This is a genomic window from Actinopolymorpha alba DSM 45243 (genome assembly GCF_000373925.1).
In the GTDB taxonomy this organism is placed as follows: Bacteria; Actinomycetota; Actinomycetes; order Propionibacteriales; family Actinopolymorphaceae; genus Actinopolymorpha; species Actinopolymorpha alba.
In genome coordinates, this window is the sequence record NZ_KB892707.1 from 185986 (window position 1) to 200816 (window position 14831).

A 14831-nucleotide genomic window follows, 5' to 3' on the forward strand; every position below is an offset into this window, starting at 1 on the left:
CCTCTTACTCCCTCGGCCCTTCGCCAGGAGGTGCCGTCCGGTCAGGTGGCGTGACATTCGGGTGCCCGAGGGGCATCGTCTCGCGCCAGCGGTTGGTGATCGGGAGCCTGCGGTCACGGCCGAATGCCTTGAAGGAGATCTTCGGCCCCGGTGGGTACTGCCGGCGCTTGAACTCCGCGGCGTCGACCATCCGGATCACGCGTTCGACCAACTCGGCTTCGAAGCCCGCCGCCACCAGGTCGGCGGCGCCGGCGTCCTGCTCGACGTAGTCGTCGAGCATGTCGTCGAGGAGTTCGTACGGCGGGAGGGAGTCGGTGTCGAGCTGGCCCGGACGCAGCTCCGCGGACGGCTCCTTGTTGATGGAGCTCGTCGGGATCGGCGGCGACTCGTCGAGGTCGCGGGCGGCCTGGTTGCGCCAGCGGGCGAGCCGCCACACCCAGGTCTTGGGCACGTCCTTCAACGGCGCGAACGCGCCGACAGCGTCGCCGTACATCGTGGAGTAGCCGACGGCGAGCTCGCTCTTGTTGCCGGTCGCCAGCACCAGGTGGCCTTCCTGGTTGGCGATTCCCATCCAGATCATGCCTCTGATCCGGGCTTGGAGGTTCTCTTCGGCGATCCCGGTGAGCTCGACGTTGTCGAGGAACGTGGAGACGATCGGCTCGATGGGGAGCACGCGGTAGTTGAGGCCCGTGCGTTCGGCGAGGTCGGCCGCGTCGTCCTTGGAATGCTCGGAGGAGTACCTACTCGGGTTGGAGATTCCGTAGACGTTCTCGGGTCCGAGGGCGTCGCAGGCGATGGTGGCGGCGAGCGCGGAATCGATCCCGCCGGAGAGCCCGAGCGCCACGCTGGAGTAGCCGTTCTTGTGGATGTAGTCGCGCAGGCCGGTGACGATCGCGGTGTAGATCTCGGCCTCTTCGTCCAGCCGGGGTGCGATGCCGGAGCGGCTGGGTTGGTAAGCCGAAAGTGGGGCGTCGGTGAGGACCGTGCGTTCGATCCGGATCCCGGCGTACTCGTCGGCGCCGTGGGTCGTGGTGGCGAGGTCGAGATCGACGGTGAGCAGCCCTTCGGTGAACTGCGGCGCCCGGGTCAGCACGTTGCCCGTCTCGTCGACCACGATGGAGTCGCCGTCGAAGACGAGCTCGTCCTGGCCGCCGACCATGTTGACGTACGCCAGCGGGCACATCGCCTCCCGCGCGCGCCGGGTCACCAGGTCGAGGCGTACGTCGTCCTTGGCCCGCTCGTACGGCGAGGCGTTCACGGTGAGGAGCAGCCCGGCCCCCGCGGCGCGCGCCGCCCGCACGGGACCGCCGTCCTGCCAGAGGTCTTCGCAGATGGCGACCGCGATGTCGATGCCGTGGACCGTGATGATCTGGAGCGTGTCGCCTGGGACGAAGTAGCGGAACTCGTCGAAGACGCCGTAGTTGGGCAGGTGGTGCTTGACGGCGCGGGCGACCACCTTGCCGCCGTGGAGGATGGCGGCGGCGTCCTGCGGGGAGCCCTTCGGGCGTCCGACCTGGTCGAGGCTGCCGTCGGCGCGGTCGAGGTAGCCGCACACGACGACGAGCTGGGAGAGCCCGGCGGCGGCGAGTTTGGCGGCGAGGTCATCGATCGCGTCCCGTGAGGCCTGGACGAACGACGACCGTAACGCGAGGTCCTCCACCGGGTATCCGGTCAGCGCCATCTCCGGAAAGGCGACGATGTGGGCGCCCCGGTCGGCTGCGTGCTGGGCCCACCGGAGGATCGCGTCCGCGTTTCCGGGGATGTCGCCGACCGTGACATTGAGCTGGGCGAGGGCGAGGCGGATTTGTGCCACGCCCCGAGAGTAGTCGGTGACAGCTGGGTGTTGGGAGGGAGTCGGAGCCAGCCGGGTGCGGCTGGTTGGACCCGCATGGATCCGGGTTGCTCAGGGTCACGCACAGGATCCGGTCGTGAACTCTCCGAGGGCCGGTAAGGAGACTCGTGATCGTCGTGCCGGGTGCGGAGGTCGTGCCAGCTGGGGCGCGGTAACGTGCTCGAAACGCGACCGCGTGAGGATGGCGGTCACAGGGGTGCTCGACTCGAGCGGAGATGGGACCAGTGGACAAACAGCAGGAGTTCGTTCTCCGCACGCTCGAAGAGCGGGACGTGCGGTTCGTCCGACTGTGGTTCACCGACGTGCTCGGCTTCCTGAAGTCGGTGGCGGTCGCACCGGCCGAGCTTGAAGGTGCCTTCTCGGAGGGAATCGGCTTCGACGGCTCGGCGATCGAGGGCTTCGCCCGGGTCTACGAGGCGGACATGCTGGCCAAACCCGACCCGTCGACGTTCCAGATCCTTCCGTGGCGCGGCAATTCGCCCAGCACGGCACGGATGTTCTGCGACATCCTGATGCCGGACGGGTCGCCGTCGTACGCCGATCCGAGGTACGTCCTCAAGCGCACCCTCAGCAGGGCCGCCGACCTGGGGTTCACCTTCTACACCCACCCGGAGATCGAGTTCTTCCTCTTCAAGGACTCGCCGGAAAAGGGCCGGCCGCCGGTGCCCGTCGACCGCAGCGGCTACTTCGACCACACCGCGCACGGCATGAGCCAAGACTTCCGCCGCGAGGCGATCACCATGCTCGAGGCGATGGGAATCTCCGTGGAGTTCAGCCACCACGAGGGTGCTCCCGGGCAGCAGGAGATCGACCTGCGCTACGCCGACGCGCTGACCACCGCCGACAACATCATGACGTTCCGGGTCGTGGTCAAGGAGGTCGCGCTCAGCCAGGGCATCTACGCGTCGTTCATGCCCAAGCCGTTCACGCAGTGGCCGGGCTCTGGCATGCACACCCACATGTCGTTGTTCGAGGGCGACCGTAACGCGTTCTTCGAGTCCGGCTCGGAGTACCAACAGTCCAAGGTCGCCCGGTCGTTCATCGCGGGACTGCTCCAGCACGCGAGCGAGATCACCGCGGTCACCAACCAGTGGGTCAACTCCTACAAGCGGCTCTGGGGCGGCGGCGAGGCCCCGGCCTACGTCTGCTGGGGACACAACAACCGCTCCGCGCTGGTCCGGGTGCCTATGTACAAACCGGAGAAGGGGCAGTCGACCCGGATCGAGTTCCGGTCGCTGGACTCCGCCGCCAACCCCTACCTCGCGTTCGCCGTGATCCTCGCGGCCGGGCTCAAGGGCATCGAGAAGGGGTACGAACTCCCGGCCGGGGCCGAGGACGACGTGTGGTCCCTCACCGAGGGCGAACGCCGGGCGCTCGGCATCGACCCGCTGCCGCAGAGCCTGGACGAGGCGATCCGGGTGATGGAGCGCAGCGAGCTGGTCGCGGAAACGCTGGGCGAGCACGTCTTCGACTTCTTTCTCCGCAACAAGAAGACGGAGTGGGAGGAGTACCGCCAGCAGGTCACATCGTTCGAGCGCGACCGCATGCTGCCGGTCCTCTGAGCGCGGCCCGCCTCGTTGTATGGGTGTGCCGCCGAGCCCCCCTCCCGGTGATCATGAAGCCGTATGGGGCCTAACAGCCCGCCAGCCTTCATGATCACGATCATGATCACCGGAAGGGCCTTGTGGGGCGGTCAGGCGGCAGGGTCGGGGGTCTCCTCGCGGTGGCGGCGGACCCGCACCACCGCGTTGTAGTCGGGGATCTTGGCCTGCGGTGAACGCCGGGACCGGTCGAGGAGCACCTCACCCTCCGGCCAGTGCACCTGCAGGTTGCCCGGCGCGATCGGTGCCCGCACCACCTCACCGGCCAGCGAGCCGGTCGCGCTTGTCAAGACCACCTTGTCGCCGTCGGCGAGCCCGAGCCGTTCGGCGTCGTACGTACTCATGAGGACCGACTCCCGGACGGCGCCGGTGAGGGCATCCCGGCGTTCCTGGACCATCGAGTTGAACTGCTTCCCGCGCCGGGTGGCGACGACGAAGGCCCCGTCCGGGCGGGTCAGCGTGGGCAGGCCGACCACCGAGAAGTGCGCCCGGCCGTCGTCGGTCGGGAAGTTCCAGTCCGCGCACAGGTGCGGCCCGCCGTACTGCACCGAGTCGCCGAACGCCGACAGGTGCTGGATCCCGTCATACATCGGCACCGCCCGCGCGATCTCCGCGCGGATCTCCGGGGTGCCGCTGAACCGGACCGCCTCGGCCCGGTCGAGACGGGTGCGGGCGGCGAGTTCGCCGAAGATTTGGTACTCCGGCCAGGCCTCCGCGATGCGCGGCCCAGCGATCTCGGGGCTGAAGATGATCCGGCGTTCGGTCGAGGTCTCCGTGACCCCTCCGACCATTTCGTACCTCGTCTGAGCCGGCAACACCAACACAGTCTCGGCCGGATCGACCAGCATCTGGCTCGACAGGCAGATGTCGATATGGATCCGCAGCGGGATACGGGCGAGCGCGTCGTGGCAGTACGCCGGGTCGGGCAGCACCTCCAGGAAGTTGCCGCCGGAGCTGATCAGGATGTCGAGCGCGCCGTCGTGCGCGGCGTCGAGCATTTCCGTGGCGGTGAGCCCGGTGGTGGTCGGAACGTCGAATCCCCACAGGTCGCCGAACTTGCGCGCATTCTCCGTCGTGATCGGAACACCACCAGGAAGGACCGTCGAATAGGCGCCCATCTCCGCCCCGCCCTGGACTCCCGAATGCCCACGGATCGGCATCAGTCCGCATTTCTCGCGGCCCACGAAGCCCTTCGTCAGGCCGAGGTTGATGATCGCGCGGATGTTGTCTTCGCCGAATTCGTGCTGCGTCACGCCCATGCTCCACACGAGAACGGCGGTCTTGGCCTCCCGCAGCATTTCCGCGAACTCCCGCATCTGGCCGCGGTCGACGCCAGCCAGCGCCTCGAGTTCCTCCCAGGACTGGGTGGAAAGGGATTCGACCAGATCGGCGTAGCCGGTGGTGTGCTGCTCGACGAAATCCCGATCGACCCAGTCGTTCTCCACCAGATGCTTCAGGGTGCCGTTGAGGAATCCGATGTCACCGCCCACGTTGATCTGGAAGAACCGGTCGGTGATCTTGGTGCCGAAGACCGCGCTTTCGAGATTTGACGGCACCCAGTAGCGGTCCATTCCCGGCTCGCGGTACGGATTGATGGAGACGATCCGGGTGCCGGCCTTCTTCGCGTGATAGAGGTATTTCATCGCGACGGGTTGGTTGTTGGCGACATTCGACCCGACGAACACAACAAGGTCGCTGCCGATCCAGTCGCGGTAGGAGCACGTGGTCGCCGCCACGCCGAGCGCGTCCTTCAGGCCGAAGGTGCTGGGTGAGTGGCAGATCCGGGCGGCGTTGTCGACGGAGTTGGAGCCGAGCGCCCGGATCGCCTTCTGGGCGGCGAAGTAGTTTTCGTTCGGCGTTCCGCGGCTGGTGAGGTAGGCGCCCAGCCGGTCAGCCGGAGTGTCCCTGAGCCGGGTGGCGGCGATCTCGAGCGCGTCGTCCCACGAGATTCGGGTGAACCCCGCATCGCCCGCGCGCCGGATCAACGGGAACGGCAGCCGGCCGAGGTCGCGCAACTGCGCGCTCGTACGCCGGCCCAACGCTGCCACGTCGCCCAGCACCTCCGGATCGACGGCGGGCATGGTGTTGAGGCGGAGCAGGCGGAGCCGGACGTTGCAGAGATGCACCTCGGGCATCGTCCAGTCGCGGATGCCCTTGGTGCCGAGCGCGCAGCCGTCACAGGTGCCCTGGGTGAGGATCCGCCAGGCGTACCCCAGGCGGTCGCGGTTGTCCCCGATCGCGCGGGTGATCTCGCGGTAGTTGTTGGGCCGGCCCTCGCCGATCCCGAACGGTTTCCAGCTGGCCCAGTTGGCGGGGTCGATCCACTTCTCGCGCCTGCTCATCGCTTGCTCCTTGGTCGACGTCCGCAGCAATGATCACGTTTACGTGGTCATTACATGCTTCACATGGCAACGGCACCATGCGAGGCGGGTAATGACCACGTAAACGTGATCATTTAGGCCGCGCAAGGCCGCGAGCCATTCTGGCAGGGGCCAGGTGGTCGGAAGCCTCGCGTAATGTGGGCAGGCGGCGCGGTCGTGGGTGTCCTCGGCGAGGAGGGAGCCGGGTTGTTCGGGGCATACCGGAGGGTTCTCGGCGTACACCATCACGTCCTGGTGCGCGGGCCGCGCGGCGATCACCGGAGGAGGGCGAGTCGGTGACGGAGCAGGGGACCGTCACGAGTGCGGGCCACCTGGCGCGCCTGGGTTTCGTCGAGCCAGACGCGGTGCTGAGCCGCCTGCCGGCGTTCGGGGCCGCGCCTGACAGGTTGGTCGACGCCGCCTCCCGGGCCGCGGACCCCGACCAGGCGTTCGCCTTCCTCACCTCGATGCTCGAGGTGGTCGACGACCGGGCCGAGTTCGAGACCGCGCTGGCGGAGAACCCTCAGCTCCGCGACCGGCTCCTGCGGGTGTTGGGCGCCAGCGCCGGGCTGGCCGAGCACCTCCTCCGGCACCCTGAGCATTGGCACGAGCTCACCGACCCCGACCTCGGGGCGTGGCGGCCGGCCACGTGGGCCCTTCGTGCCGCCCTGCTGGACGCCGTGGGAGCCGACCCGCGGGCGCCGGAACCCCTCGCTTCTGACGGCGGTCCGGCGGCGGTCGACACCCTCCGGGTCGCCTACCGCCGGCACCTCCTGCGGCTTGCCGCCCGCGACCTGAGCCACGAGGTCGTCGTCGACGATGCGGCCGCCGAGTTGGCTGACCTGGCCGCGGCGGCGTTGGACGCGGCGCTCGCGATCGCCCGTGCCCGGCTGCCGGCGGGAGCCGTGCCGTGCCGGATCGCCGTCATCGGCATGGGCAAGTGCGGGGGGCATGAGCTCAACTACATGAGCGATGTCGACGTCCTCTTCGTCGCCGAGCCGGCGGATCTCGCGGTCGAGCCACCAGCGGCCGCGGCCGCCGGAGGCGGGGACGAGCGGCCGCCGACCGCGGTGGGGGAGGAGGGGGCTCTGCGTACCGCCACCCAGCTGGCGTCCCAGGTCATCCGGATCTGTTCGGAGCACACCGCCGAAGGCGCCCTCTGGCCGGTCGACGCGGCGCTGCGGCCCGAAGGCAAGTCGGGGCCGCTGGTACGCACCGTCGCCAGCCACCTCGTCTACTACCAGCGCTGGGCCAAGACCTGGGAGTTCCAGGCTCTCCTGAAGGCGCGCACAGTGGCTGGCGACCGGGAGCTGGGCACGGCGTACCTCGACGCGGTGATGCCGCTGGTGTGGCAGGCCGGGAGCCGCGAGGGTTTCGTCGAGGACGTGCAGGCCATGCGTCGCCGGGTCGTCGACCACATCCCGGCCGCCGAACTCAACCGTCAGCTGAAGCTGGGTCCGGGCGGCTTGCGGGACGTGGAGTTCGCGGTGCAGTTGCTGCAGCTGGTCCATGGCCGGTCCGATCCGAAGCTTCGTAGCTCCTCCACCCTGCGGGCGTTGGAAGCGCTCACCGCTGGTGGGTACGTCGGCCGCGAGGACGGTGCGGCGCTCGCCGAGGCGTACCGCTTCCTGCGGACCCTGGAGCATCGGATCCAGCTGTCCCGGCTCCGGCGTACCCACCTCCTCCCCGCTGACGAACATGACCTGCGCGCGCTCGGACGGTCTCTCGGCTTCTGGTCCGAGCCGGACGCGGCGCTCTTACAGAACTGGAAACGCCATGTGCGCGAGGTACGCCGGCTGCACGAGAAGCTCTTCTATCGCCCGCTTCTCGCCGCGGTCGCCCGCATCCCGACAGAGGAGGCACGGCTCACGCCCGAGGCGGCCCGGGCCCGGTTGACCGCTCTGGGGTACGCCGATCCGTCCGCCGCGCTCCGGCACATCGGGGCCCTCACGGCCGGGGTGTCACGGCGGGCCGCGATCCAGCGGACCCTGCTGCCCGTGCTGCTCGAATGGTTCGCCGACGCACCCGATCCCGATGCCGGGCTCCTGGCGTTCCGGCAGGTCTCCGACACCCTCGGCTCGACCCCTTGGTATCTCCGGCTGCTTCGCGATGAGGGCATCACCGCCGAACGCATGGCGCGGCTGCTCGCGTCCAGCCGGTTCGTCGTCGATCTGGTCCGGCAGGCACCCGAGGCGGTCGCCATGCTGGGACACGACCAGGACCTCCAACCCCGCGCTCGTGAGCAGCTCGAGGCCGAGACCATGGCCACGGTCGGGAGGTACGACGATCCGGTGGAGGCGATCACCGCCGTCCGGGCGATCCGGCGACGCGAACTCTTCCGGATCGCGGCCGCGGATCTGCTCGGCCTGGTCGAGGCCGATGTGGTGGGGGAGGCACTCACCGATCTGGCCGCGGCGACGGTGGCCGGTGGCCTGGCGGCTGCCGTCCGGGCCGTCGAGGTCGTCCGCGGCGAGGCGCTGCCGACCCGGCTCGCGGTGGTGGCGATGGGCAGGTTCGGTGGGCACGAGATGGGCTACGCCAGCGACGCCGACGTGATCTTCGTGCACGAGCCGTACGCCGGTGTCGAGGAGAAGGCCGCCGCCGACGCGGCGATGGCCGTCATCACCGAGCTGCGCCGCCTGCTTGCCCTTCCGACCCCGGATCCCCCGCTGGTCGTGGACGCGTCGCTGCGGCCGGAGGGGCGCCAGGGGCCGCTGGTACGCACGCTCGCGTCGTACGCCGCCTACTACCGGCGCTGGTCACACGTCTGGGAGGCGCAGGCGTTGCTGCGGGCCGAACCCCTGTGTGGTGATCCGGACCTGAGGCAGCGGTTCGTCGACCTGATCGACCCGTTGCGTTGGCCCTCGGCCGGGCTGTCGGCTGCCGACATTCGGGAAATCCGCCGGATCAAGTCCCGCGTCGATGCCGAACGCCTACCACGGGGCGCGGATCCGACCACCCACACCAAGCTCGGTCGCGGCGGCCTTGCCGACGTCGAGTGGACGGTGCAGTTGTTGCAGCTTCGCCATGCGGCGGAGATACCCGCGCTCCGGACGACCCGGACGGTGCCGGCCCTCCGCGCGGCCGTGGAGGCGAGCCTTCTCGAACCCGCCGACGCCGAGGCGCTGGAGTCCGCCTGGCGGCTGGCCACCCGAGCCCGCAACGCGATCATGCTGGTTCGTGACCGGCCCTCGGACTCGCTGCCGCGCGAGGCCCGGGACCTGGCCGCAGTCTCGCGACTTCTTGGCTACGGACCACAGGAATCCGGGCGCTTCCTGGAGGACTACCGCCGCATCACCCGCCGCGCCCGCGGCGTCGTGGACCGGCTCTTCTGGAGCTGACTCGCCGTCGGTTCACCAGGGCAGACCGAACGAGTCCAAACTCTGCCACTGCCGCCGGCGAAACCAACACCGTGCCCGCACGGCATGATCGTGCCATTGGGGAGGGGTCCCGCCAGCCGCGCCTTACCGTCTCGTGAGAGCACCGGGATAGGCACGAACGATGAAAGGGGCTTGGCATGGACCCAATGCATTCGGCGCCCGATGACTTTTCGTGTCCACCGTCGGCGGCCGGACCCACCTCAGTGCGCGCCCGCGACCCTGTAGCGGCGTCGCTCGGAAACGCCTCGCTGCTCGGTGTTGGCTATCTGCTGTTGGGGCGGTGGGGATTAGCAGTCGCCAACGTGTTGGTGACGATCGTGCTCGTCAGTTTGCTCGCCTCTCTCGAGCAACCCGGATGGGTCCAGGTCGTCATCGTCTTGTGGTGGGTGGCTGTGACGGCCCACGGTTGGTATCTGGCGGGTGGGCGGTTCCGGCGTACGTCATCGGAATCAATTGTTTCGGTAGAGGGTCCGCCGCTGCCCTCGAATCCCCCGCGACGGACGCAGCGGCTGATCGCCCTCGGCGCGACGATTCCTATCCTGTTGGCGATTGGTGGGTTGCGCGTTGACGCGTGGTGGATCGAGCAGGCGGCTGCGAAAGCTCACCGGGCGGACAACTGCCAGCAGACGCTATCGATTCTGGACGGGCTGTGGCTTGGTCACCGAATCGCAGACGCGCCGCTGGTCGCTCGTTCGGGAGTGAGCATCGAGGCCTGCCAACTGCTCCTCGGTGCGGAGCGGAGCGCCAAGGAAGATCGACTGTTGGCGGCCCGGACGCTGCAGGATTACAGCGCGCATCCGGGGGCGTTATGGAAGGGCGTGAACGATCGGCGGGCTCAACTGTTTCTCGCACAGGCAGCCTCCGAATTCGACACCGCCGTGGCCAGCGACGGCGAGCTGATGCGGTCGGACGACTCCGACGAACTATCAGACACCCTCGAGGATCCCGATCGGGCGCGCGAGAAGGAATTGGAGGCTGGGTTCGGCCAGCTGTCGACCCTTCTGGAAGAGTATCCCGGCCGGGGAGGCGAGGCGGAGAAGGTCGTGGATGGGTTTGTGGACGATCTGCCTACCGAAAACGCCTGCGAGACAAAGGTAATCACCGACTGGCTCCGGCGTGCGAGGCTTGGTCACGGACTGGATCCGTCTGCCGAGGTGCTGCCGGAGGTCGCGCCAGCGGCGAGCGTCGGATGTGGCGACGAGCTCCTGGACGGCGGGAATCCCGAGCAGGCACGTGAAAGCTACCAGCAGTTGCTCGAGCAGTACCCCGACCACGAACTCGCATCCAGGGCCGAACGTGGGATCAGGCAGGCCACGCTGGCGATTCAGCTCGAGCAGGTAAGTAATCTGCTCGGCTCACCACTGGACGAGAACTCCAACCCTGCGTACTGCAGGAACCCCGCACCCTATGGCGGTGCCAAGCCCTATCGGGGCCGGGATCACGGGCCGTACCCCGCCCTGCTGTTCGGCAAGGCCGAGCACAAGGCGCAGCTTCCGTCGTCCTGGTTGGCAAGCGGGCCCGCCAAAGCGGTGCTGGTGATCTGCACCAGTCCGATGAAGTTCGGCTCCGTCGCCGACAGCTGTTTGTACGGGCCAAAAGCGGGGCGGGTCTACTCCGTTGACTTCCGTAACAGAAAGGTTCCCGTCCGGGTCTACGAGCTGCGTACTGGAAAGCCCGTGGCGAATACCAGCATCGAGATCAAGGGCGACAGCTGTCCCTCGTTCCTGCGCTACACGACCGTCGTCGTCGACACCGGACCACCATCGGACGTGTACGTCACGTCGTCAAAGTCCGATGTACGCACGGCGTACGGGAAATTGATTGATCCCTGATGAGGATCATGACGCAGCAGACATGGCGTCCCATTGGAGGAAACAGTGACCAGACCAAAAGCCAGTGTCGTTGTCGCCCCGGTCCTCGCGACGTTGCTCATCGGTGGTGTCATGGCCGGGTGTGCACGAGACGATGACAACGAGCCGACGGGCGACATCGCGCCGAAAGCAACCGCGGAGCGCGAGCTGCAGACCAACACCGAATCAACTCGAAAGGCCACGGCGACGCCCACAGACGAAAGTAGCGACGAACCCACCGAGGACCCGTCGAGCACGTCCGCCACCGGGCCTACGGGAAAGCCGTCGAGCAAATCCCCCGACGGATCCGGCGTTGGCGCATGCTATGACGGCAACTGCACCGTCACCATCACGAAGTCTCCCACCGAGATCCCGCTCGACCCCGGCCTCGGTCTGGGTATTGACTCGGTAGCCGTCCACGTCAGCAGCGGTGGTGTGACAATTGAGAGTGAGTACCTTGCCGTCGGGGGCAGTGAAGGCACTCGTGGCAGGATCAACGGCCTCGGCTACACAATCATTTCGGTTGGGGACGGTACCTGTGTCCTTCAGTTCAGTACCGGGCCTTCGTAGTCGGGGCACCAAGAGCCAACTGGAGCCGCCGCCCCTTAATCAAGCGTTGACGGTCCAGTTGGCTGGTGCCTCTCGAAGTCGGCCGGTCGAAAAGGGCTACCGCACTGGTTATCCCCGTGTCCAGGTGAGCTTGTTCGATACGATTCGCTTCCCGTCGGGTCCTTCCGCGACGATCCACACCTGCTGGCCGACCGCGTTGCACGGGAACTGCTCGTCTTCGTGCTCCATGCCGTTCTCGTCGGTGTTGCGATCCACGCTGTTGAACTCACCCCACCCACTTGTGTATGCGACGAAGCGGTATTTGGTGCCCGGCTCGAGTCCCGTCGCCTGGAACTCGACGTAGGCGCAGCCCTCCTTGCAGCTGTTGCCGTACGTCGTCGCTGGCCCCCTGGACACCGCGACTCTCGGACCGGTCGTTGCCTTGCTGGACTCGCTGCTGGAGCTGGACGGGTCGGCCGACGTGTGCGAAGAGGAAGCGGCGGGTGTGGAGTCACGATCGGATTGCCAGACCAGCAAGGCGATCAGGGCGACCGTGGCAACCGCCAGGGCGCCCGCTCCCGCACCCACAGCGCGCCGCCGTCCAGTAGTGGTGGTGCGCCAGCGGCTCGCGGCAGCGTCGTAAATCCTCCGCCACGGCGTGGGCGGGTCGGTAATGTCGCGTAGCAGCCTGTGGGCCTCGGCGGCGGCCGGCCGCTTGTCCGGCTCGGTCCGGAGCATCGCTGTCAGCACGGGGCGCAGCGGCCCGACATCCGCGGTCATCTCGACGACGCCATGGTGAGCTTGCCCATTCATGGTGCGTTGGTCGTCCGGGTCGCTGTGGTCTCCCTCACCGACCTCTCTGCCTCCGTGCGCCCATCGGCGTGGCGAGACCCCCGCGACCAGGGCATAGACGGTGGCACCGAGAGAGAACACATCGGATGCCGTTTGCGGATTTCCGCCGACGAGCTCGGGTGCCGCGTAGTCGGGGGTGTAAGAGATCGGGCGGTCGGGCGAGAGGGTCTCGATACCGCCAAGCCTCCGAGCGGCGTCGAAGTCGGTCAGCTTCGCCGTCTCGTCATCGGTGAGGACGATGTTGGCGGGTTTGACGTCGCAGTGGACCAGCCCCGTGCGGTGCAGCGCCGCCAGCGCGTCGGCGATCTGGACGCCGATTCGCGCGGCTTCCCGGACGGTGAACGTCCTGCCCGACAGACTGCCGTTCGGCACGTGCTCCATGACCAGCCAGGTGCCGGCCCGTGGTCCATGATGGACGGTCAGGACATCGTGGACGGTGACGATGTGCGGGTGGGCGAGTTTCGCGTAGGCGCGGGCCTCGCCTGGATCGGTCCGCTTGAGCACGACGCGACGGCCGAGTTCCTCGTCGTACGCGAAAGTCACCTCGTTTCTGCCCTCGGGGATGACCTCGGATGCCTCCACCCGGAACCGCCCGCCGAGTCTTTGCTCGTTGCCCCCGCCACCCTGGGGATCACGGTCGTCGACTTCCCCATCCGGACGCACCCTCATCCGCCTCCCTCACCAACCGTGTGCCGCCGCTCGCTGACCGTGCATAGAGATGAGCACGCAGCGCGTCGGACCAAGATCTTTCCTGATCCCAAACTCCGACGAGGATGGACGATACCGGCGAAAACTTGCTGATCGGCACATGTTCGATGAATGAAGCGAAATCAGGCAGACGAGGACGCGGAACCGACGAGGCCTCGGGACCAGCGAGGACTCCACGGTGGGTGACGGTCGGGCCGGCTTCGCAAGTGCGTGGCTGGCTTCTCACGGGAAGTCGAAGCCGACGCAGAGCAGGTACGTGCGGTTTCAGCCGATCGCGCGCGGAAACGTGGACGCCCGTACAGGCGCATCGGATGAGGCGCCGCCAGCTGAGGTGTCCAGTTCACCTCCAGGTCGGATGTCCGCGCAACCGCCCGGCCAACCGCCGTTATCGTTCTTCCAGCCTCCTGCCTGGCCGCCACCGCTCGGATGAGGACGGGCTCCATCCTTCTGGAGGTCATGACTGTCTATGGGATCGTGGTCGTTGTCCTCGGAGTCCTGTTTCAGCGGGGATCTAATGGGGCTCGAATAGCGTTGACCGCGCGTGGAAGCCTGCTGTGTTTCGGAGTGTGGCCTCTCCTGCTCGTTGTTCCTGCACTGGTGCTGCAGTAGCGGCGCGAGAGTAGCGCCTGGTTCGCCGCGCTCCGGGGGCGTGGTGCGTACCCAGGGGTGCCTCCCACGCCGGGCCAGCCCGGATGACCTGAAAAAAAGGGGACGGCGTGATCTGAAGCCGACCAGTCCACTGCATGGCGTACGACTGGTCGTCGCGTCCAGCCTTTCATGTCGCGAACTCGGAGGTCGCGGGATTGTCCGGGTCGACGTGCTTGGGGCGGTTCTCGAAGATCTTGACGATCACCCACAGCTGGCCATGCCGCCCGGCCTGTTGGCCAGGGTAGACGCGCATGTCGTAGGCATCGGTGGTGTAGGCGTCAGACAGGTCGGCCGCGAGGAACCACGCCATTTCGCTGCCGTCGCCCCGGAACCTCTTCTCGTGGTATCCCTTGATCCGCGGATCGTCGTCGAACACGTCGGGAATGACATGCGTACACAATCCGGTCATGAATTCCGGCGACGGTGGCCGCTTTCCCTCCACCAGCACAACGACGTCCACCAGGCGTTTGTTGAGGCGTGGGGTCTGGTTGGTCTTCTGCCGCCCGTTCGGGGGAGGCGCTGGATTCAGTTCCCGGCCACACTGTGGGCAACCGTGGACCATGCCGTAACGGTCTGCCGCCGGCAGATGCCTGCGGCAGAGGGTGACGCCGCAGGCGCGGCACTGGGCGCCAAGCGGATTGCTGACTGCCGCAGTGGCATCGCCCATCAAATGGTGGCCGCTCACCCACGACACCGCACATCCCGGTGCCTCGCAGGCACAGAAGATCGGGTCGAGTCGGCTGTCGAACAGGTGCCGGGGTTCGAGAGTCTCGTCAGCGCTGGCGTCGGTGGTGCGCGTCGAGCCACTGCGGATCAGAGCGCTGGCCAAGATCTGGGCCTGCGGCAGGTCAGGATAGACGTCGAAGATGATCAGCAGCTTCTGAAGCGCCGACCGATACTTCTTCTCCAGAAGCAGCATGTTCACCTCGTCGAGCAGTCCTTGCGTCCACCGCGTCACCATGGCCGTCCCTTCACCGGGTCCTCATCAGCATTGAGTCGTCCTGCCATTGAATCCTCGGGTGGCTGGGTGG

8 protein-coding genes are annotated in these 14831 nt (G+C 67.5%); 4 read left to right on the top strand and 4 right to left on the bottom strand.

Annotation, left to right across the window (positions count from 1 at the left end):
• Nucleotides 1-4 precede the first annotated feature (4 nt).
• Complete coding sequence (locus B141_RS0100840) at nucleotides 5-1813, bottom strand: NAD+ synthase (protein ID WP_020573270.1); 1809 nt, start codon at nucleotides 1811-1813, stop codon at nucleotides 5-7.
• Between the two features lie 254 nt (nucleotides 1814-2067).
• Between B141_RS0100840 and glnA the strand changes: the two genes are divergently transcribed.
• The gene (gene glnA / locus B141_RS0100845) at nucleotides 2068-3414 is read left to right on the top strand and encodes a type I glutamate--ammonia ligase (RefSeq protein WP_020573271.1); all 1347 of its coding nucleotides are present in this window, start codon (nucleotides 2068-2070) and stop codon (nucleotides 3412-3414) included.
• Nucleotides 3415-3545: 131 nt separating this feature from the next.
• On the opposite strand, the gene B141_RS0100850 is transcribed toward glnA, so the two are convergent.
• Nucleotides 3546-5795: an FdhF/YdeP family oxidoreductase gene (locus B141_RS0100850; RefSeq protein WP_020573272.1), complete on the bottom strand. Its 2250-nt coding sequence runs from the start codon at nucleotides 5793-5795 to the stop codon at nucleotides 3546-3548.
• A 314-nt stretch (nucleotides 5796-6109) separates the two neighbouring features.
• On the opposite strand from B141_RS0100850, the gene B141_RS0100855 reads away from it, so the two are divergent.
• The 3 genes from B141_RS0100855 (at nucleotide 6110) to B141_RS0100865 (ending at nucleotide 11613) form a co-directional block, all read left to right on the top strand.
• Entirely contained in the window at nucleotides 6110-9154 is a 3045-nt protein-coding gene (locus tag B141_RS0100855; protein ID WP_020573273.1) for a bifunctional [glutamine synthetase] adenylyltransferase/[glutamine synthetase]-adenylyl-L-tyrosine phosphorylase, read from the top strand.
• A 176-nt stretch (nucleotides 9155-9330) separates the two neighbouring features.
• A complete protein-coding gene (locus tag B141_RS0100860; protein ID WP_157180718.1) occupies nucleotides 9331-11025 on the top strand; it encodes a tetratricopeptide repeat protein in 1695 nt (564 codons plus the stop codon).
• Between the two features lie 45 nt (nucleotides 11026-11070).
• Nucleotides 11071-11613, top strand: coding sequence for a hypothetical protein (locus B141_RS0100865; RefSeq protein ID WP_020573275.1), 543 nt, complete (start codon nucleotides 11071-11073; stop codon nucleotides 11611-11613).
• A 108-nt stretch (nucleotides 11614-11721) separates the two neighbouring features.
• Here B141_RS0100865 and B141_RS45180 read toward each other — a convergent pair whose 3' ends face one another.
• On the bottom strand, nucleotides 11722-13113 hold the full coding sequence (locus B141_RS45180) for a serine/threonine-protein kinase (RefSeq protein ID WP_051113910.1): 1392 nt from the start codon (nucleotides 13111-13113) through the stop codon (nucleotides 11722-11724).
• An 814-nt stretch (nucleotides 13114-13927) separates the two neighbouring features.
• Entirely contained in the window at nucleotides 13928-14761 is an 834-nt protein-coding gene (locus B141_RS0100875; protein ID WP_020573276.1) for a hypothetical protein, read from the bottom strand.
• Nucleotides 14762-14831: the final 70 nt, after the last annotated feature.